Here is a 20,553-nt window from a genome sequence, read left to right as displayed (position 1 = left end):
CGCCGGGCCGCCGGGCCGCGGCCGCGGCCGCGTTCAGCCGCGCTGGCCCTGCAGCGTCGGAATCTGCGCGAACAGGGTCGCCAGCCAGTCGACGAAGATCTTGAGCTTGACGGGCGTATGCCGATTGGGCGGATACAGGATCGAGATCGGCCGGGGCGGCGCGTTGAAATCGGTCAGCACCTCGCGCAACCGTCCCGATTTCAGGTACGGCTCGACCAGGTACAGCGACGTCTTGATCAGGCCGATGCCCGCGACGCCGCATTCGATGTAGGTATCGGCATCGTTGACCGCGACTGTGCCGCACATCTGCACGATGCGCGTTTCGCCGTCGACGACGTAGTCCCACGGCCGCGGCCGGCCGGTGTCGGCCGAGATGTGGGTGACCGCGACATGCTGCGCGAGATCGTCGACCGTTTCGGGCGCGCCGCATCGATCGAGATACGCGGGGGCCGCGCACGTGCAGGTGGTCAGGCTGCCGATCCGCTTCGCGATCATGCCCGAGTCGTCGAGCGCCCCGATGCGCACCACGCAGTCAACGCCCTCGCCGACGAGGTCGATCTGGCGATCGGTCACGCCGAGTTCGATCGAGATGTTCGGATGGGCGGCGAGAAACGCGGGCAGCGCCGGCACCATGATCTGCTTGGCCATGGCGGGCGGCAGGTTCACTTTCAGGCGGCCGCGCGGCACGTTGCGCGCCTGCGATACCGCCGCTTCCATGTCGTCGATTTCGCGCAGCACCCCGACGCAGCGTTCGTAGTAGGCCTGCCCGTCCTCGGTCAGCGAGATGCGGCGGGTCGTGCGGTTCAGCAGCCGGCAGCCGAGGTGCTGTTCGAGCGTGCTCAGCAGGGCGGACACGCGCGGCGTGGTGAGCCCGGTCGTATCCGACGCGCGCGTGAAGCTGCCCGTTTCGACGATGCGCGTAAACACGCGCATCGAAAGCAAGGTATCCATCGTTCAGAAATCTCCAGCCTGTCGAGAGTCGGCGCCGGTTCGTGCCGGCGCGATCGGTTATGTGATGCCGCTATGCGTCGATACGCTTCCTGAGTCCTTCGCCGGCAAACGGCATGTCGCGCGGGCGCTGGCCGGTCGCGTCGAAGATCGCGTTGGCGAGCGCGCCGGCGGTCGGCCCCATCGACGCTTCGGCCGCGCCGAGAAACGGTGCGCCGGGACGGTTGATCAGGTGCACCTTCACGCTTTGCGGCGCGGCCTGGAAACGCAGGATCGGATAGCTGCTCCAGTCGAAGCTGCGGATGCGCTGCGTGTCGTAGTTCAGCGCCTCGTACAGTGTCCAGCTGGCGGCCTGCACGATGCCGCCCTCGATCTGGTTGCGGATGCCGTCCGGCGACACGATCTGACCGGCATCGACGGCGACCTCCGCGCGATCGAGAATAACCTGTCCGGTTTCTGGCACAACGGTGATTTCAACCGCCATTGCGACATAGGCCATCAGGTTCTTGTACTTGCCGAACGCGAACCCGACGCCGCGGTTGCGTGCGCGCGGCGGCCGCGGCCATCCGAAGTGCGACGCGACGAGCCGGATCACCTGCTGCGCGCGGTGGTCCTGCATGTGGCGCAGCCGGAATTCGACGGGATCGATGCCGGCCGCGTGCGCGAGCTCGTCCATGAAGCTTTCGATCGACCAGACGTTCGTATGCGCGCCGAGCGAGCGCATGGCCGACGTCTGCAGCGGCATCGTCGGCGAGAAGTGATTCACGATATGCATGTTCGGGAGCGCATACAGCGGGATCGCATTGCGATCGCCGCCGCCCTCGGGCTGCAGCATCGGCGTCGACGGCGCGGGGACGAACGGCGGCTCGAGCATCCGCGCGGGCAGCAGCCGGCCGGCATTGACGATGCGTTCGTTGTGCGAGCTGCTCCACAGCGCGTACTTCCAGTCGACGATACGGCCGCCGGCGTCGAGCGACGCGCTGATTTCGGTGACCATGGCCGGCGTGAAGTGATCCCACGTGTGCTCCTGCTCGCGCATCCATTGAACGCGGATCGGCTTGCCGGGCATCGCGGCCGCGATCAGCGCCGCATGCGCGGCGGCATCGTCCGCGCCGTTGTGCCCGTAGCAGCCGGAGCCCTCGGTGTGAATGCAGCGGATCGCCGCCTTCGGCATCGACAGCATCTCGGCGAGCGCGTCGCGCAGCGGATAGACGCCTTGCGAGTGGGTCCACACGGTCAGCATGCCGTTCTCGAGATGCGCGACCGAACAGGACGGCCCGATCGAGCCGTGCAGCAGGTAGTTCTTCCGGAACGTGGCGCTCAGCGTCTTCGCCGCGGGCGCGGCGGCCGCACGCGTATTGGCGATCTCGATGTTTTGCGTGGCGATGCGCTTCAGGTCTTCATGGACGGTTGCGCGATCCGGCAACGCGCGGCCCGCCGACCAGCGGCTGCCGGCGGCCAGCGCGCGCTGCGCGACGACCGCCTGCCATTCGCCCTGTGCGACGACGGCAAGCATGCTGCCGTTGCGCACGATCCGCACGACGCCCGGCATCTTCAGGATCGCGGCTTCGTCGAACGACTGCAGCTTCGCGTCGTACACCGGCGGCATCACGACGCGCGCATGCAGCATGCCGGGCAGTTCGATGTCCTGCACATAGCTGACGCCGCCCGTGACCTTGTTCGGGATGTCGACGCGCGGCAGCGACGTGCCGATCACGGCGAACGTCGACGGCGGCTTGAGCGGCGACGTCGGCGTCGCGTTGCGGTGCAGGTCGACGATGCGGACCGCGTCGCCATAGCGCATCGTGCGGCCGTCCGGCGCCTTGATGAGCGCGTCGGCGACCGTGAGCGAGCGCGGATCGACGCCGAACTGCTTCGCCGCGCCGTCGACCAGCAGCGCGCGCACCTGCGCGGCGGCGTTCAGCAGCGCGGAGCCGCTGTCCGCCATCGTATGGCTGCCGGCGGTCAGGCCTTCGTCCGGCGATGCGCCGGTGTCGGCGGTCAGGAACGTGATCAGCGAGGGCTTCATGTTCAGCTCCTCGGCCGCCACCTGCAGCAGCGCGGTGCGCACGCCGGTGCCCAGCTCGACCTTGCCCGTGAATACGGTGACCTTGCCATCGGGCGCGATCTTGATCCACGCATCGAGCAGCGGGTTCGTCTTCAGGCTGCCGGCCAGCGTTTCGGTGGCTTTGGCTACGTGGACGGCCGCGCCTTCGTCCGCGATCACGACCTCGGCGGCGGCGCGAGCGGCCGGCGCGAGACTGAACGCGACGAACAGCGCGCCCGAGACCATGAAGTGCCGGCGGCTTTCGTCGATGTCGTCGGGTGCGTTCATCAGAGCCCTTTGGTGATCGTGACCGGAGCGCCGGCCGGTTGCGGATCCGGCAGGCCCGCGACCTGGCGCACGGCCGCCAGGATCCGCAGGTGGGTGCCGCAGCGGCACAGATTCGGTTCCATGTGGGTACGCAGTTCGCGTTCGGTCGGTTTCGGGTTGCGTTCGAGCAGTGCCTGCGCGCGCATGATCATGCCGGCGATGCAATAGCCGCACTGCGCCGCCTGGTGATCGATGAACGCCTGCTGAAGCTTGCCCGGCCGCTCGGCGGTGCCGAGGCTCTCGAGGGTTCTGACGCTGCGCGCGCCGACCGCGGAGACCGGGAGCAGGCACGAGAACGTCGGCTTGTCGTCGACGATCACGGTACAGGCGCCGCACTGTCCGAGGCCGCAGCCGAACTTTGCGCCGTGCAGGTGCAGGTCGTTGCGCAGCGCATAGAGAAGCGGCGTGGACGGATCGATGTCGAGCGTGTGCCGCGCACCGTTGACGGTGAGGGTGATCATCGCGTGCTGTCCTCCTTTCTGAGCTTCGCCGCCATGGCTTCGATGCCGTTCCACGCGGGGCGATCCGAGTACGCTTCGCGGATATAGGCGGCGAGGTCCGCGATCTGGCGGTCGTCGTACTGGTCGATGAACGACGGCATGTAGTTGAGCGTGTCCTCGCCATGCCAGCCGATGCCGTTGAACATCATCTGGATCGCGTTGCGCGGCGTGTCCGCGGCGACCGCCGTGCTGAACGCGAGCGTCGGCCGCTCGCCGATCGACTGCATCGGCGCCGCCGGCCCGTGGCACTGCGCGCACGATGCCTGGAACAGGACCGCACCGCGTTGTCCGGCGGGCGTCGCGGGCGGGCGCGCGGCTTCGACTGCGCTGGCTCGCGGGCTGGCCGGCTTCTGGATCGACAGGATGTACGCGGCGATCGCCTCGACGTCGTCCACGGGCACGGTCGCGAGATCGCGCGTGACGGGCAGCATCGGTCCGGCGGCCGCGCCGTGCTCGCTCGCGCGGCCGGTGCGCAGGTACGTCACCAGTTGCGCCTGCGTCCACGGTCGTGCCGCATTGGCGAGCGTATTGAGCGGCGGCGCTTCCCAGCCGTCGACGATGCCGCCGTCGAACGCCTTGCCCGCCTGTTCGCCGCCGATCGCATTCAGCGGCGAATGACAGGATGCGCAGTGGCCGAGACCGTCGACAAGCATCTTGCCGCGATTCCACTGCGCGGATTGCGACGGGTCCGGCGCGTACGCACCTTCGCGCAGGAACAGGACGTTCCAGAACGCGACCAGCGGACGGAAGTTGAGCGGGAAGATCAGCGCGTTCTTCGGTGTCCTTGCCTGAACCGGCTCGCGCGTCATCAGGTACGCGTAGGCGGCCGTGATGTCGTCGTCGGACATGCGCGTGAAATGAATGTACGGGAAGGCCGGGTAGAGCGGATGACCGTCGCGGGCGATCCCGGTGCGCAGCGCACGCGCGAAGGCGTCGCGCGACCAGCGGCCGATGCCGGTATCGGCGTCCGGCGTGATGTTGGTCGCGTAGATCGTGCCGAACGGCGTCGCGAGCGGCAGCCCGCCGGCGAACGGCTTGCCGTCCTTCGCCGTATGGCAGACGACGCAATCGCCGAGTGCGACCACGCGCGCGCCGGCCCGCACGAGTTGCGGATCGAACGACGCACGGGCGGGCGGATCGATCGGCGCGATCGACGGTCGGATCATGACGGCTGCCGCGATCGCCAGGCCGGCGACCGCGACGCCAGCCAAGCCGGACCAGAGTCGTTTGTGCTTCATGCGCGCTCCGCGCGAATCGGCTGCTCGTGCCTGATTCGACGTGCGGGACGATGTGCGGCTGAAATCATGCGTCACTCCAGGATGGGCGCCAGGCGCAGGCAAACGCCCGCGCGACGGCTCGTGAAAGCAGTCTACGCGTGCGCTGGCACCATTTCCTGAAGCTGCGCTGAAACGTTCTGAAGTTAGCGCGTCGTGGTTACCGGCAGCCGGAACGTCAGTGTGGTACCGCCGCCGGTGCGCGGCGCGGCCTCGAGCGTGCCGCCGTGCGCCTCGATGATCGAGCGGCAGATCGCGAGGCCCATCCCCATGCCGTGCGACTTCGTCGTGAAGAAGGGATCGAAGATCTGGCCGGCGATGCCGGCGTCGATGCCGGCACCGCGATCGGCGATGCGGATGATCACGTGGCCGTCTCCGGCGTGCGACGCGACGTCGAGTTCGCGCGACGCGGCCGGGCCGTCCATCGCGTCGAGCGCGTTGGTGACCAGGTTCAGGATCACCTGCTGGATCTGCGTGCGATCGGCCATCACGCGGATGTCGTCGCAGTGCAGGTCGACGCGCAGTGCGACCTGCTTGGCGTCGATTTCGGGCGCCGTGAGATGCAGCATGTCGCGAATCAGCGCGTCGATCGCGAGCGGGGCCAGCGCGAGCGGCGCCTGGCGGGCGAGCGATCGCAACGCGCGGACGATGTCGGCGGCCCGCACGCCGGACGCGCGAATGTCCTCGAGGCTCGCGAGCGCTTCGCCGAGGTCGGGCTGCGTGCCGCGCAGCCAGCGCATGCAGGCACCCACGCTCGTCACGATGCTGGTGAGCGGCTGGTTGATCTCGTGCGCGATCGACGCGGCCAGTTCACCCATCACGGTCACGTGCGCGGTGCGTGCGAGCTCGGTCCGCGCGTGCCGCAGCGCGGCCTCCGTCTCGAGCCGGCGCGCGTTCTCGTCGATCAGTTCCGCATAGAGCCGTGCGGATTCGAGCGCGTTGGCCGCCTGCGGCGCCAGTACTTCCAGCATCGCGATGCGCCGCGGGGAAAACACGCCGTTGGTCAACGCATTCTCGAGATAGAGCACGCCGATCAGCGCGCCCTGTTTCAGCAGCGGCAGGCAGACCAGCGAGCGCGTCGGATGCGCGCGCAGGCTGTCGACGTGATCGGGTGAGCCTTCGCGTTGCGCGTTCGCGAGCACGACCGGCTTGCGGGTTCGCACGGCGGTGTTCAGGATCGACAGCGGCACGTCGTCGTCGGTGGGTTCGCGGCGCGCAATGTCGACGTTGACATCGCTGCCGGCGATGCGCGCGGTTGCCTCGATCGTCAGCCGGTCGTGCCGTGCGAGCAGCAGCAGGCCGTAGCGCGCGCCCGCATAGACGATCATGTTGCGCATCAGCGTCTGGATCAGGCGCTCCAGCACGATTTCCTCGGACAGCGAGTGCGCGGCGCGCATCGCGAGCGCTAGATCGAGATCCTCGCGCGCGGGCACGGCCGGCTCGCCCGGCAACGGATCCATCACGAGGAACGGGTGCTGCGACTCCAGCGCCTGCGTCTTGCCGGTCGCGCCCCAGCGCCGGTAGCACGCATGCGCGAGCCGCAGGTGATGGCGGCCCGGACCGCTCAGCCCGAGCGACGCGGCGTGGCGCGCGGCCAGCTCATGCGCGAGCGCCTGTTCATGCACGAAACCGCGCTCCGCCGCGAGGCTGGCGGAGGCTTCGTACTGCTGCATCGCGACGACATGCTCGCCGCGCACGCGCGCGAACTCGGCGTCGATCAGCGCGAGCTTGTTGCGGAACGTCGCCGGATTCCGTTCGCTCCACGCGGCGAAGCGCGCGCGCTGCGGCGCGAAGCGTTCGAGCAGCCGGTCGGGCGGCGTGGTGCCGCCGTCGCTCGCGATGCCCGCCAGCACGCCGAACAGCTGGAAGTCGGACTGCATGATGTGGGCGGGCGTCGACCACGCGAAAGGTGCGGCCGCATCGAGCGAGGCGCGCGCGGCGTCCGCGTCGCCGAAGATGAACGCCGCCTGGCCGGCGAGCACGTCGGTCCAGAACTGCAGCACCGACATCGGCGTCCTGGTCGACGCACGGGTGCGCCAGGTGCCGATCGGCCGGTCGAAGCCGAGCTGCAGCGCGTCGACGAATTCCGACTGCGTGGAAACGAGGTCGACGATGTCGTCGTAACGCGCGCCGCGCGCGATCTTCAGCAGCGGATCGATCTCGTCGCGGATCGCGGGCAGCGCTTCGCCCATCGACAGCAGGTCGCTGACGATGTGGTTGCAGCTGTAGCACATCCAGCGCAGCTCGGCACTCGCGTTGCCCGCCGCCTTCGCATCGCGCGCGCATTCGAGTGCATACGACAGCGGCCGGGTCCAGACGCTGACCTGGTCGAGCGCGATCAACGTCGCGGAGCGATAGCGCTCGAACCCGTGGCGGTCGACCAGCGCGAGCGCGACCTGCGCGAATTCGAAACCCTCTTCGTACGCATCGCGATGCTGGGCGATGCTGACGCCGTACCACGCGAGGCCCTGCACCGACGCGGCGGTGACGCCGTGGCGCAGGGTCAGCCGGACCATGGTCGCGAAATGCAGCAGCATCAGCCCGCCGCTCGGATAGAACATCGCGGCTTCGAGCGCGGTCAACAGCGCCATCGTGGCTTCCACGCGCGTGTCGGTCATCACGGGCAAGTCGACGAGGGTGCGGATGGCGCGGCCGTCGAGCGCCTCCTGCACCGCGTCGCAGGCCGCCGCGAGATCGGCCTCGACCGGTTCGGCGGGCAGTTCCACGCCGAGCAGCGCCAGCCCGGCCAGCGCGACGTCGACGGCCTGCCGGTAGCGCGACTCCACCGTGAGTTGCGCGGCTTTCAGCCGGTGGGCCTCGGCACGGTCGGCCGGCGTGCGCGTACGCGCCATGAGCTCGTCGATCGCGGTGGCCGCCTGCGCGGTTTCGCCGGTGGCGAGGAGCAGGCCGCAGCGAAGGATGCCGATCCGGCTCGCGAGACCATAATGCTGCGGCCACGCCTGCGGGCCGAGCAGCGATTGCGCGGACGCGAGAAACGACAGCGCGCGATCGCGCGCGGCGGCCGGCGCTGCCGCCTGCGCGGCCGCGACCAGCACCTCCGCGAACGCGAGCGCGAGCGTGTGCTCGAGCGGCGCGGCTTTCGCCTGCTCGATCTGGGTGGCCAGGGCGAGCAGGCAGTCGGTCGACGAACGGTCCAGGCGGGCGAGCATCGCGGCGGCGATCCGGGTATGGCGCAGCGCGCGCTCCGCGCGGTCGGTGAGCGCGTACACGGCCTCGAGGATGCGGTCGTGAACGAAACGCCAGCGGTTGCCGGCATGCGACACGAGGCCGGCCTGACGCGCCGGGTCCATCCAGAAACTGAGTTCCGCGCGCGTCTTGCCGGCGGCGGCGCACAGCAGCGCATCGTCGGCGTCGATGCCGATGCAGGCCAGCAGCGACAGCAGCATTCTCGATTCGTGCGGCAGCCGCCGCATCCGGATCTCGAGCAGGCTGACGACGTTCTCGCTCAGGGAGCGCGCGTCGATATCGACCGAAGACCATTGCCATGTCTGCCGCGCCGCGTCGTAGTCGAGCAGCCGCTCGTCGATCAGCGTACGCAGCAGTTGCTGGATGTGGAACGGATTGCCGCCGGTGTTGCGGTGAACGATGTCGCTCAGCCCGGACAGCCGATCCGGCGTGTCGCGGAGCATGGCGGCCAGCATGTGAGGGACCTCGGCGGCGCCGAGCGGCGCGAGCGTCAGGGTCGACACGCGCGTGCGGTCGAGCTGCTGCAGGAAGCGGCGGAAGGCCGGCGTGAGATCGTGCTGCGGCCCGCTCCGATAACCGGCGACGATACAGAAATTTGCCGGCGGGTCGGCCGCGATCGATGCGAGAAGCGCGAGCGTCGCGTCGTCGGCCCACTGGATGTCGTCCAGCGTCACGACCAGCGGTTCGGCCGGCGCCGCGAACGCGCGGAAAGCGTTCACGACGATCTGGCAGAGCCGGAATGCCGGAATCGCATCGGCATGGTCGAACACGACGGGCTCGACATCGAGCAGCCATGTGATCTCCGGGAAGATGCGCGCCAGCAGGCTGGCCTGACGGCCCACGCAGTCGTGCAGCCGCGCGGCGATCGCCGCCATTTCGTCGTGCCGGGCCAGCGTACTGCCGAACAGCGCGCGCAACGCCTGCAGCACGGGCGCGTAGGGCCGGGCGGGCTGGAACTGGTCGACCTTCGCCGACGCGCACCATGCGGTGCGCGACGCGGCACGCACGTCGCGCGTGAAAGCCTCGATCAGCGCGGTCTTGCCGATGCCGGCCGCTCCGTCGATCAGGACGATGGCCGCCTCGCCGGTCCGCGCGACGGTCGCGCGTATCGCATCGAGCCGGCGGGACTCGTGCTCGCGGCCGACCAGCAGGTCGGCCGTGTGCAAGCCGGCGAGCGGATCGCTGCCGCCGAGCGTGAACGGCTCCACGAGGCCAGAGGCCAGCCCGTCGTGCCGGATGCGTTCGAGATCGCGCTGCACCGTTTCGCAGGACGGGTAGCGGTCGGCAGGTTCCTTCGCGATCAGCTTCAGGATCAGCTCGCTCAGGATGGCCGGCACGTCTTCGCGAAAGGCCGTGGGCGCCGTCGGTTGCATGGCGACGTGCGCATAAACCCATTCGGACGTCGACGTGGCCTGGTACGGCAGCGCGCCCGTCAGCAGGCGAAACAGCGTAATGCCGAACGCATAGAGATCGGAGCGCTCGTCGACGCACGCGCCTTCCGATACCTCGGGCGCGGCGAACGCCGCGAAATCCGTGCGGATCGTGCGTTCGGCGACGTGTTCCGCGCGACGGTCGCGGGCATGGGCAAACGAGCGGAGCATGACCGTGCCGTTCGGCGCGACGACGAAACTGGCCGGCTGCAGATCGCCGTGCAGCCAGCCGCGCCGATGCAGTTCACCGAGCGTGCGCGCGGCCTGGATCGCGGTATCGAGAAAGACCTCGAGCGGCAGCGGCTCGTCGGCCAGCGTGTCGAACGCCCGTACGTCGACGCGCGGATAAACGAGCACCGGGCCGTCGGCCGCGCGGATCAGCGCGGCGGGAATCAGCGCCCACGCCGGGTCCAGTACGTCGTTCAATGCGAACTCGCGCTCGAATTGCCGGCAGCGCAGATCGAATTCCCAGCGGGTCTGGCATGCCGACCACACGCGTCCCGTATCGGCGTCCGTCAGGTCGAACTTCAGGATGTCGCCGCAGCGGACCGCATTGGACAGGCTGGCACGCGCGAACCAGTCGGCATCCATTCGATTCGCGTTGTCCGGGGCGCGCAAGGCTGGGTTCACGATGGCGTAACAGGCGGGTTGAAGCAGAGTGTAAGCGGCTCGAGAACGGCATCGGCCGGGCTGAATGCGCGCGTGGCGGCGGCCCGTGCATTGTCCGTCAGCTCGCGAGAATTTGCAGTAACCGCGGCAGGCTCGACGGCCGAAGCCGGCGCCGCACTAAACCTATGGATAATGGTCGGCGCGCCTGTCGGGCCATACGATCCGTTTATGCGCCTCGACGTGCCGCGATGCGGCCGAAGGGGCAGAGCAGAGGGGGCCGCCTCGCGAGGCGGCGCACGGTTTGACGCAGCATGGGCGGGTGCGGATCATGTACAGGTTCGGTCGGGTGACGGTATCCCTTGAGTGCCGCGAAGTCTACGTCGACGGGCAGCCGCGATATATCGGTGCCCGCGCGTTCGAGATCCTCGAGCTGCTGGTGAAGGCGGCCGGCAGGCTCGTATCGAAAGAAGAAATCATGCAGGTCGTGTGGCCGCACACGATCGTCGTCGAGAACAACATCCAGGTGCACGTGTCGACGCTGCGCAAGCTGTTCGGCGGCAAGCACGGCTGGATCCGGACCGAACCGGGCCGCGGATATCGCCTGGCGGCGCCGGTCGACCTGTCCCGCACCGAGCGCGAGCCGGAGCGGTTCGATACGGCGCCCGGCGCACGCGCCGGCGGCGTATCGCGCAAATGTCCGCTGATCGGTCGGGAGCGCGAAGCGGCCGAGCTGCACACGCTGCTCGAACGCGAGGCGCTCGTCACGCTGGTCGGGCCCGGCGGTGTCGGCAAGACGCATCTCGCGCAGGAGGTCGTCGCGGCCTGGTCGGCGGGTTGCGGCATCGAGTCGATCCGGATCGATCTCGCCGGCCGGCCGGGCGGTGCGACGCTCGAATCCGCGGTGCTGGACGCACTCGGCGCGCCGGGCGACCCGGCCGCCGAGCCGGCGGATGTCGTGCGCGCGATCGGCGGGCGGCGCGTCATGCTGGTATTCGACAACGCCGAGCAGCACATTGATGAACTCGCGGACCTCTGCGAAGCGATCACGGCGGGAAATACCGGCGCGCTGCTCGTGGTGACGAGTCGCGAACCGCTGCGGGTCGCCAGCGAGCGCGTGTATCGGGTCGGGCCGCTGCCGGTGCCACCGGCCGGTGCGAACGGCGACGAGATCCTCGCGTGCGGTGCCGTCCGCATGTTTCTGGCGCGCGCGCGCGCGATGGGCACCGACATTCCCGCGGATAGGCAGACGCTCGACGCGATCGCGACCATCTGCCGCCGCCTGAGCGGCCTGCCGCTCGCCCTCGAGCTCGGCGCGGCCCGTGTGGCATCGCTCGGGATCCAGGGGCTGGCCACCGATCTCGACAAGTCCGTCCTGTCGCTGTCCGGCGGCCTGCGTACGGCCCATCCGCGCCAGCAGACCCTCAGGGCCACGATCGAGTGGAGCTACCGGTTGCTCGACGACGCGGAGCGCATCGTGCTTTGCCGTCTCGCGGTGTTTCCGGATGCATTCCAGCTCGACGCGGCGTGCACGCTTGCCGCCTGCGATGAACCGGCCGCCGATCAGGTGCTCGACTGCGTGGTCAGCCTGGCGTCGAAATCGCTGCTGGTCGTCCATTCCGTCGGGCTTTCGAAGCGCTACTCGCTGCTCGAGGTCGTGCGCGCCTATGCGCTCGAGAAGCTGGCGGAGTCCGGCGAGGCCGGTCGCGTTCATGCCCGGTATGCGTCGTTCGTGGCGGAGGAGCGCGCGGATGCGCCGCAGCCGGCGGCGGTCGCGTCCGCGCAACCGGTGTCCGAGCTCAGGCGGTGGGCGTGATACGTCTGTCGATACCGCTCGAGCGGTATGGCGACGTTGTGGATTGACACAGATTTCGGGTTCTCATTTCATGGGCATGGTTTGCATCATCGATGACGATGCGTCGGTCCGCAAAAGTCTTGCCAGCCTGTTGAAATCGGCTGGCTATTCGGCGTTGCCGTTTGCATCGGGCGAGGAATTCCTCGCGAGCGGCCCGCCGGACGATGCGGTTTGCGTGCTGATCGACCTGAAGATGAAGGGGATGAGCGGCCTCGACGTTCAGCGCCTGCTGGTTCAGCGCAACGCGACGCTTCCGGTCATCTTCATGTCGTCGCACGGCGACGACGAATCGGTCCGTCGCGCGCTCGCGCAAGGCGCGGTCGCGTTTCTGCGCAAGCCGTTTCCATCGGACGATATGATCGATCTGATCGACCAGGTTGCAGCGGGCGGGCGCCCTGCCTGACGCCGTCGACCGGCCGCGCCACGGTTGCGCGGCATTTCGCGCGGCTCCCGGCTCGTTTACCATTCGATAATGAACGGAACGCCTACACAGGGAACGCAATGGCAAGCACGCCGGACATGACGTCGATCGTCTATGTGGTCGACGACGACGAAACGCTGCGGCGCGCATTGAGCGCGCTGCTGCGTTCGGCCGGTTTTCACGTCGAGACCTTCGCGTCGTCGCGGGCGTTTCTCGCGTTCGAGCGGCCCGACGTGGCGAGCTGCCTGATCCTCGACGTGCGTCTTGCCGACGAGAGCGGGCTGGCCGTTCAGGAGGAAGCGGTGCGCACGGGGCTGAACGTGCCGATCCTGTTCATGACGGGCTACGGTGACGTGGCCACCACGGTCAAGGCGATGAAGGGCGGCGCGCTCGACTTCCTGACGAAGCCGTTCGACGACGACGCGATGCTCGAGGCCGTCGGCCGCGCGCTGGCCGGGGATCGCGAGCGTCTCGCGCGCGATCGCGCACTGCGTACGCTGCGTCACGCCTATGCGTCGTTGACGCCGCGCGAACGCGAAGTGATGAGCCATGTGGTCGCCGGCCTGATGAACAAGCAGATCGCGTCGCATCTCGGCCTGCAGGAAATCACGGTGAAGGTGCACCGGGCGCAGGTCATGAAGAAGATGCAGGTGCGCACGCTGCCCGACCTCGTGCGGCAGGCCGAAGCGCTGGGCGTGCGCCCGGGCGGCGCGCCCGAATGAGCCGGCGCGCCGGCCACGGGCGAGCGGCGCTGGATCGGTGAGGGGCGTATCGACGCGCGCGGCAACGGAACGGCGAAACCGGCGCCGGCCTGAAAAATCCTGAACCGAGCTGAAGGGCGCGCCGGCCCGGCGCGCCGTGCGGCGACGTTTACGCCTTCAGGAATGCGAGCAGTTCGGCATTGATCCGCTCGGCGTCGACCACGCACATGCCATGCGCGCCGCCGGGGATGATCTTGAGTTGCGCGTGCTTCACGATCTTCGCGGACAGGCGCGCGGAATCGTCGATCGGCACGATCTGATCGTCGTCGCCATGCAGGATCAGCGTCGGGACGTCGATCTTCTTCAGGTCCTCGGTGTAGTCGACCTCCGAGAATTCCTTCACGCACAGATACTGGCCATACACGCCGCCCATCATCCCCTGTGCCCAGAATGCGTCGATCGTGCCCTGCGATGCCTTCGCACCGGCGCGATTGAAGCCGAAGAACGGCACGGCGAGATCCTTGTAGAACTGCGAACGGTTCTCGGCGACGTTCTTGCGGATGCCGTCGAACACGTCCATCGGCAGGCCGCCGGGATTGGACGGGGATTTCACCATCTGCGGCGGCACGGCGCCGATCAGCACGGCCTTCGACACGCGCTTCGTGCCGTGACGGCCGATGTAGTGCGCGACTTCGCCGCCGCCGGTGGAGTGGCCGACGAGCGTCGCTTCGCGCAGGTCGAGCGCATCCATCAGCGCGGCGAGATCGTCCGCGTAGGTATCCATGTCATTGCCTTGCGACGGCTGGCTCGATCGGCCGTGACCGCGGCGATCGTGCGCGATCACGCGGTAGCCGTGCTGCACCAGGAACAGCATCTGTGCGTCCCAGGCATCGGCGCACAGCGGCCAGCCGTGCGAGAAGACGACCGGGCGGCCGCTGCCCCAGTCCTTGAAATAGATCTGCGTACCGTCTTTCGTGGTGATGGTGTTCATCGCATGGGCTCCTTGATGGGCGGAAGAGACGTGTTTGGGGGCGGCAGCGGCGGCGGCGGCCGGCAGCGCGGCGGCTGCAACGGCGGTCGCGCCGGCAAGCAGCATGTCTCGGCGGCGTGCCGAGGGGACGGCGTCGATGTCTGCGGGTCGCATTGAAGCTCCTTGAACGTGCGGTGGAACGATGCCGCGTGGAATGGGTGGTCCGGCTCTGCCCGCATGCGGCAATCTCGCGGGCAGACGGCGTGCGTTCGCTCGTGCGCCGGCAGGCGCATGAGGGGAGCGAACGAACGTCGACGGGAGCCTATCGCGGGGCCATGCGGCCTGTACTGAAATCCGGCTGAATTGTCATGAACCGGTCGTGCCGCGCGCGCGTGCGGGGCGGCCAGAAGAATTAAGCCGCGCATCAAGACTCTTCAGCGGCCGCCCGCTATTGTCATCATCGAGTCGTCCCGTCGCGGGTCGCCGCCGGTTCGCATCGGCGGGTGACGATCGTGATGGCACGGGTACGAAACGTCCGAATCTCTCGCCATTTGCCTGGATATGCCGCCATGGACGCATTCGATCGCTGGGAGCACGTGATGACGCTGCTCGATCCGTCGCCCGGTGCAAGCTGCCGCGCGTCGTCGCCGCTTCGCGACCGGGAGGTCGCGCGCCACCGTCATCGCGACGATGCACGAGGTGCGTCAAGCGGCGCCGCGCGCCGCCGGTGCGCGATCGTCGCGATCGAGCGGCAGACCGATTCGTCGGTACTCGTGTCGTGGAGCGATCCGACGTACTGCCGGTACGACGAGCAGCGCTGGATCAGCGCAAAGTCCCGCTCGCTGGGGCGTTGCGCGCTGACCGGCCAGCCGATTCGCACCGGCGATGCGATCTACAAGCCGCAGTGGCGCGGATCGAAGCGTCCCGCGAATTGCCGGGAGGCGATCCTCGCGTCCGAACTGGACCGGTTCATCGTCGGTATGTCCCGTTCCTGACCGGGGGCGGGACATACCGTTCATCGGCCGCGGGCGGCGGCCGCAACACTTTTCATCGCCGAGGAAACTTCATGAGTACGTTCACGACACGCGATGGCGTCTCGATTCACTACAAGGACTGGGGCGCGGGGCGCCCCGTCGTGTTCATTCACGGCTGGCCGCTGAATGCGGACATGTGGGACGTCCAGATGCATCACCTGGCATCGAACGGCTTTCGCTGCATCGCGTACGATCGGCGCGGTTTCGGCCGGTCCGGCCAGCCGTGGACGGGCTACGACTACGATACGCTGGCGGACGATCTCGCGACGCTGATCGAGACGCTCGGATTGCGCGACGTGACGCTCGTCGGTTTTTCGATGGGCGGCGGCGAGGTGGCCAGATACATCGGCCGGCACGGCGCGCGCCACGTCGCGAAGGCCGTGCTGATCGGATCGGTGACGCCGCTGGTCGCGCGGCGCGACGATCATCCGGACGGCGTCGACGTCGCGGTGTTCGACGGCATTCGCTCGGCCATCGTGGCGGACCGTGCGGCATTCTTCGAGCAATTCTGGCCGTTGTTCACCGGTTCGAACCGGGCGGATTCGACGATCTCGCGCGCCGCGCTCGACTGGACTTCGTTCATGGCGTTGCAGGCCGGATTGAAGGGCACGCTCGATTGCGTCCGGGCATTTTCCGAAACCGATTTCAGGGCGGATCTCGACCAGTTCGACGTACCGACACGCGTGATTCACGGCGACGACGACCAGACGGCGCCGCTCGCATTGACGGGGGCCGCCACGGCGGCGCGCGTGCCGCATGCGACGCTGAGCGTCTACGAGGGCGGCCCGCACGCGCTGTATCTGACGCATGCGCAGCGATTGAACGACGAACTGCTGGCGTTCGTGCGCGCGTGACATGGCGGGCGGGCGTGCCCGCCACGCCCGTTTCGAACCGTGCACGAGGCTGCGGAGGCGCGTTCGGCGATCGTCCTGCGTGCGCACGGATTCCCGCGTCAGTCGGCGCGGGAAAAAACGGATTCCGAATCGGTAATCGTTCTGTCGTAAAAAAACGATTCATCGGTGAATTACGGCTTCTCATGTCCCGCATGAATGGCACCGTGTCGTGTCGCGTAGAGAGGGCACGCGGCGCGCGGATTCCGACGATTCAAAAAATTTGCGCTTATCGTTCCGATAATTCGAATCAATATACGCAGCAGATGCCGTAGCATGGGGGGCCAAATCGAAGTCGCTCTGGATAGCGCATCGATAAATGCCATCGATTAGAAACGCCCATGATCCGCATTGGAACACTTCACGTTTTTCTCGACAGACGTGAAATTCGCGCGAACGGAAAACTGTTGCGCATCGGCAGCCGAGCCTTCGAAATTCTCGAAATCCTGATTCAGGCAAATGGCGCGCTGGTCTCGAAAGACGAGATCATGCGGCGTGTGTGGCCACACACGATCGTGGAGGAAAACAACCTGCAGGTGCATATCGCGTCGTTGCGCAAGGCGCTCGCCTGCGACCGGAATCTGATCGTCACGGTGCCGGGGCGCGGCTATCGGCTCGTCGGCGGACAAGCCCAGGCACAAGCCCGAGGCGAAGGCGGCACCCGCGTGCGTCCCGCGCCGTCGCGGCTCGCGCCCGCGCCGACGGCGCTCGTCGGGCGGGAGCAGATGGTCGCCGAAGTCCTCGCGGCGCTCGATGTGTCGCGCGTCGTGACGCTGGTCGGTGCCGGCGGCACCGGCAAGACGCGCATCGCGATCGAAGCCGCGATCCGGGCCGAGGCACGCTTCGCGGATGGCGCGGCGTTCGTGTCGCTGGCGACGGTTGCGTGCCCGCAATTCGTCCCCGATGCGCTGGCGGACGCGTTGGACATCGCGCTGCCGGCCCGGTCGGCGACGCTCGAAGCGGTGCTGGCGAGCGTCGCGCGTCGCCGGATGCTGCTCGTGCTCGACAATTGCGAGCATCTGCTCGATACGGCGGCGCGCATCGCGGCCGTGTTGACCGAGTCCGATACCGGGCTGCGTGTGCTGGCGACGAGCCGCGAGGCGCTTCGCATCCACGGGGAGCGGCAGTGTCCGGTTGCCCCGCTCGATGTCCCCGACGAGCGCGCCGGCGCAGCCGAGATGCTGGGCACGAGCGCCGTGCAATTGTTCGCGGCACGCGCGCGCGCCGCCGACCCGCGCTTTCCGCTCGACGAACGCAGCGTGTCCCTGATGGCGTCGGTTTGCCGGCGTCTCGACGGCCTGCCGCTCGCCATCGAGCTGGCCGCTGCCCGTGCGGCCGTGCTCGGTATCGACGTGCTGGCCGCGCATCTCGACGACCATTTCAGGCTGCTGACCAGCGGCTTTCGCACCGCATTGCCGCGCCACCGGACACTGCAGGCCATGTACGACTGGAGCTACCGCTTGCTGGGCGACGCGGAGCGTGTGCTGCTGCGATGGCTCGGCGTGTTCCGCGACGGTTTTTCGATCGAGGCGGTGCGGGATGTCGTCGGAACGAGGGGCGGGGGCGATGCGGATCTGCTCGACACGATCGCCGGCCTCGCGTCGAAGTCGCTCGTGAGCGTCGAGAATGCGCACGGCGCGCCGCGCTACCGGCTGCTGACGACGACGCGCGCCTACGCCCTGCAGCAACTCGCGGACAACGGCGAATGCGCGGCGGCCGCACTTGCGCATGCGCACTACTTCCATCGGTTGTTCACGCGGGCGCCGGGCGGCGGCGGTTTGCCGGCCGACGCGCGGCTCGATCTGGTTCGTCGCGAACTCGGCAATCTGCGCGCGGCGCTCGACTGGGCATTCTCGCCGGACGGCGACGCCCGGACGGGCATCGCGCTGGCGGCCGTGGCGGTGCCGTGCCTGTTCGAGCTGTCGCTTGTCGGCGAGTGTCGGGAACGCGCGCGCGCGGCGCTCGATGCGATGCGGGATCGGGACGCGGCGTCGCTCCGTGCCGATGCGCGCGTTCGCCTGCTGGCCGCGTACGCCGCCGCGCCCGAACGTACCTCCGGATCGACGTGGGGCGTGCACGATGCGTGGCCGGAAGCGAACGCGCTTGCATGCGAGGCCGGTGAAGCCGGTGAAGCAGACGGGGCCGGGCCGCTGCCGCGCGAACCGTAACGGCGCGCGTGGCCGGCGCAATCACGCTATGTCAGACCGATGCGCGGCCTGGACGCGCGGCGCGAGAAGGCGATGCGGTGCGTTCGCGATGGGTGCCGGCGGTCACGGCGGGATCACGCCAGCGCGAGGAACCGGTCGACGAGATCGGGGCGATCGAGCTGCTCGACCCACCAGAGCAACGCACGGCCGGCTTCGTCGCCGCGCCACGCCAGGTAGCAATGCGTGGTGTCGCGCATGCCGGTCACCTGGCGGGCGACCAGCTTGCCCTGCGCGATCGCGCGGGCCGCGATGCAATCCGGCAGCGTGCCCACCGCGAGCCCTTCGCACTGCGCGGCCAGTTTTGCCGCGAGGGTGGGTACCGCGAGCGTCGGCTGCCCAGCATCGACAGCGACCGAGCGCGGCTGCAGTTCGCGAGACGTATCGCTGATGACGGCGCCGCGATACGCGACGACCGACGCCATCGACAGCGGTTCGGGCATCGCCGCGAGCGGATGGGTGGGGGCGATTGCGAACACGTGCCTGAGCGTGCCGATCGGCCGCGCAACGATGCCGGGCAGTTCCGGCGGCTCGCCCGCCGCACCGACGACGAGATCCGCGCGGCGCGAAACCAGTGCGTCCCAGGTGCCACCGAGGACTTCGGTGGACAGCCGCAGCCGCGTGTCCATTTCCAGCCCGTCGAACGCATGCACGTAAGGCCAGAGTGCGTCGAACGGCAGGATCTCGTCGATGCAGATGCGCACCTCGGTTTCCCAGCCTTGCTGCGCGCGCTGCGCCTTGAGTTCGAGCTGTTCCGCCGCATGCAGAAGCCGCCGGCCTTCTTCGACGACGACGCGACCCGCATGCGTGAGCTTCGCCCGGCGCCCGCTGCGGTCGAACAGGGTGACGCCGAGGTCGCCTTCGAGCTTTTGCACGAGGTAAGTCAGGGCCGACGGTACGCGATGCAGCAGTTCCGCGGCTTCGGCGAACGTGCCGGTGCGGTCGATCGCGTCCAGCGCTTCGAGCGCTTCGAATGACAGCTTCATGTTGACGTCTTCCCCGCCTAAAGGCTGAAGATTCTCACACTTGAAGATGCACGTCCGCAACGGAGCATGACCTGCCATCGATGGCGGGTCTCTCGCAGCACATTCCGATGCATTCCACAGGCGAGGCGTCGCGCTGCCATGTCAACGCCGTGAACCGCTTTGTCCAGTCAATGACGGTTCGTCACGTCGGCGTCGATTCGTGGCGCTTCGTCGCGGCACCGGACGGCTGCGCGCCGGGCAGCGAGCCGAACATGTGCTGGCTGCACTTCGCCTCGCTCCATGCGGTCTTCAGGTGGATGCCTGCGAGCATCCGGCGAGCGACCGGCAGGATCTGTTCGCCGGCAAGGATGCCCAGCAGGCCGGCCAGCGCTATGGTGGGCGGAGCGGGCGATTGCACGCCGATCAGCGTGTAGACGACGCCAGCGAGAATGCCGGCAAGTATCGAGGCAATGTACGGTTTCATAAGATAAATTGAAGTGAATGACAACCGTGTGAAGGATGCGGACAAATCACGGCCGAGGAACGGACGAAGTTGGAAAAGAGCCTATCAGGCCACGCCAGGCGCGGTGCGAGAATTCAATTGATTTAAGTTTTTTTCAGGATCTGTTTTGCGGGCGTTTTAAAACAGAACGATTAATTGGCATTGCTGCAGGTTTCCGTATTGAATGATGGACGTTGGCAGGAAGACCTCCCAGCACGGCGCATCGGGCGCCCTCACTCCCGCCTTGCCGGCGAGGCAGGCTTTATTTTTCTCCACGTCAAAGGACATCACCGCCATGAGCAATCCGAAGCTTGAAGTTCTTACCCCGCAGAACAGCCAGCTGATCTTCATCGACCAGCAGCCGCAGATGGCGTTCGGCGTGCAGTCGATCGATCGCCAGACGCTGAAGAACAACGTCGTTGGCCTCGCGAAGGCCGCGAAGGTATTCAACATCCCGACCACGATCACGACGGTCGAAAGCGAAGGCTTTTCGGGTCATACCTATCCCGAGCTGCTCGACGTGTTCCCGAACCAGAAGACGCTCGAACGCACGTCGATGAACTCGTGGGACGACCAGAAGGTGCGCGACGCGCTTGCCGCGAACGGCCGCAAGAAGGTGGTCGTATCCGGTCTGTGGACGGAAGTCTGCAACACCACGTTCGCACTGTGCGC

At 67.9% G+C, this 20,553-nt stretch carries 16 protein-coding genes; 7 read left to right on the top strand and 9 right to left on the bottom strand.

The genetic code is table 11. The features are described from left to right. Positions 1-33: 33 nt before the first annotated feature. The 5 genes from DIE15_RS32170 to DIE15_RS32150 all read right to left on the bottom strand — a co-directional run bounded on the left by DIE15_RS32170 (position 34) and on the right by DIE15_RS32150 (position 10,324). Positions 34-951: a LysR family transcriptional regulator gene (locus DIE15_RS32170; protein WP_057924216.1), complete on the bottom strand. Its 918-nt coding sequence runs from the start codon at positions 949-951 to the stop codon at positions 34-36. A gap of 70 nt (positions 952-1,021) precedes the next feature. After that, positions 1,022-3,283: a molybdopterin cofactor-binding domain-containing protein gene (locus DIE15_RS32165; RefSeq protein WP_124835387.1), complete on the bottom strand. Its 2,262-nt coding sequence runs from the start codon at positions 3,281-3,283 to the stop codon at positions 1,022-1,024. Continuing rightward, positions 3,283-3,783 carry a (2Fe-2S)-binding protein gene (locus DIE15_RS32160; RefSeq protein ID WP_124835385.1) on the bottom strand — a complete coding sequence of 167 codons (501 nt, stop codon included), beginning with the start codon at positions 3,781-3,783 and terminating at the stop codon, positions 3,283-3,285. Before DIE15_RS32160 ends, DIE15_RS32165 begins: the two co-directional genes overlap by 1 nt. Beyond that, positions 3,780-5,060, bottom strand: coding sequence for a c-type cytochrome (locus DIE15_RS32155; RefSeq protein ID WP_124835383.1), 1,281 nt, complete (start codon positions 5,058-5,060; stop codon positions 3,780-3,782). Before DIE15_RS32155 ends, DIE15_RS32160 begins: the two co-directional genes overlap by 4 nt. Positions 5,061-5,242: 182 nt before the next feature. Then, the gene (locus DIE15_RS32150) at positions 5,243-10,324 is read right to left on the bottom strand and encodes an ATP-binding sensor histidine kinase (protein ID WP_124835381.1); all 5,082 of its coding nucleotides are present in this window, start codon (positions 10,322-10,324) and stop codon (positions 5,243-5,245) included. A gap of 364 nt (positions 10,325-10,688) precedes the next feature. Between DIE15_RS32150 and DIE15_RS32145 the strand changes: the two genes are divergently transcribed. The 3 genes from DIE15_RS32145 to DIE15_RS32135 all read left to right on the top strand — a co-directional run bounded on the left by DIE15_RS32145 (position 10,689) and on the right by DIE15_RS32135 (position 13,337). After that, on the top strand, positions 10,689-12,155 hold the full coding sequence (locus DIE15_RS32145; protein WP_260428399.1) for a winged helix-turn-helix domain-containing protein: 1,467 nt from the start codon (positions 10,689-10,691) through the stop codon (positions 12,153-12,155). 70 nt (positions 12,156-12,225) lie between these two features. Then, positions 12,226-12,597: a response regulator transcription factor gene (locus DIE15_RS32140; RefSeq protein WP_057924222.1), complete on the top strand. Its 372-nt coding sequence runs from the start codon at positions 12,226-12,228 to the stop codon at positions 12,595-12,597. Between the two features lie 98 nt (positions 12,598-12,695). Then, positions 12,696-13,337, top strand: coding sequence for a response regulator transcription factor (locus DIE15_RS32135; protein WP_057924223.1), 642 nt, complete (start codon positions 12,696-12,698; stop codon positions 13,335-13,337). A 148-nt stretch (positions 13,338-13,485) separates the two neighbouring features. Here the strand turns inward: DIE15_RS32135 and DIE15_RS32130 are convergent, their stop codons facing one another. Next, a complete protein-coding gene (locus DIE15_RS32130; RefSeq protein WP_057924224.1) occupies positions 13,486-14,307 on the bottom strand; it encodes an alpha/beta fold hydrolase in 822 nt (273 codons plus the stop codon). Between the two features lie 548 nt (positions 14,308-14,855). Here DIE15_RS32130 and DIE15_RS32125 point away from each other — a divergent pair. From DIE15_RS32125 to DIE15_RS32115, 3 genes are all read left to right on the top strand, one after another. Next, complete coding sequence (locus DIE15_RS32125) at positions 14,856-15,281, top strand: DUF3331 domain-containing protein (RefSeq protein ID WP_057924225.1); 426 nt, start codon at positions 14,856-14,858, stop codon at positions 15,279-15,281. A gap of 71 nt (positions 15,282-15,352) precedes the next feature. Continuing rightward, complete coding sequence (locus DIE15_RS32120) at positions 15,353-16,174, top strand: alpha/beta fold hydrolase (RefSeq protein ID WP_124835377.1); 822 nt, start codon at positions 15,353-15,355, stop codon at positions 16,172-16,174. Positions 16,175-16,551: 377 nt separating this feature from the next. Further along, the gene (locus DIE15_RS32115) at positions 16,552-18,378 is read left to right on the top strand and encodes a winged helix-turn-helix domain-containing protein (RefSeq protein WP_124835375.1); all 1,827 of its coding nucleotides are present in this window, start codon (positions 16,552-16,554) and stop codon (positions 18,376-18,378) included. Positions 18,379-18,491: 113 nt separating this feature from the next. On the opposite strand, the gene DIE15_RS32110 is transcribed toward DIE15_RS32115, so the two are convergent. From DIE15_RS32110 to DIE15_RS37250, 3 genes are all read right to left on the bottom strand, one after another. Next, positions 18,492-19,400, bottom strand: a complete 909-nt coding sequence (locus DIE15_RS32110) for a LysR family transcriptional regulator (RefSeq protein ID WP_124835373.1) — start codon at positions 19,398-19,400, stop codon at positions 18,492-18,494. A 181-nt stretch (positions 19,401-19,581) separates the two neighbouring features. Continuing rightward, entirely contained in the window at positions 19,582-19,863 is a 282-nt protein-coding gene (locus DIE15_RS32105) for a XapX domain-containing protein (RefSeq protein WP_057924228.1), read from the bottom strand. A 156-nt stretch (positions 19,864-20,019) separates the two neighbouring features. Continuing rightward, entirely contained in the window at positions 20,020-20,178 is a 159-nt protein-coding gene (locus DIE15_RS37250) for a hypothetical protein (protein WP_160327427.1), read from the bottom strand. Between DIE15_RS37250 and DIE15_RS32100 the strand changes: the two genes are divergently transcribed. Then, positions 20,177-20,553 (top strand): isochorismatase family protein (locus tag DIE15_RS32100; RefSeq protein ID WP_124835371.1); only part of this gene is annotated, 377 nt, incomplete at its 3' end. The two genes, DIE15_RS37250 and DIE15_RS32100, sit on opposite strands and share 2 nt — an antisense overlap.

The sequence above is a fragment of the Burkholderia sp. Bp9031 genome, from assembly GCF_003857965.1.
GTDB classification, from domain to species: domain Bacteria; phylum Pseudomonadota; class Gammaproteobacteria; order Burkholderiales; family Burkholderiaceae; genus Burkholderia; species Burkholderia ambifaria_A.
The sequence above is the reverse complement of the archived record's forward strand: the minus strand, read 5'-3'. Positions and strand labels throughout refer to the sequence as shown.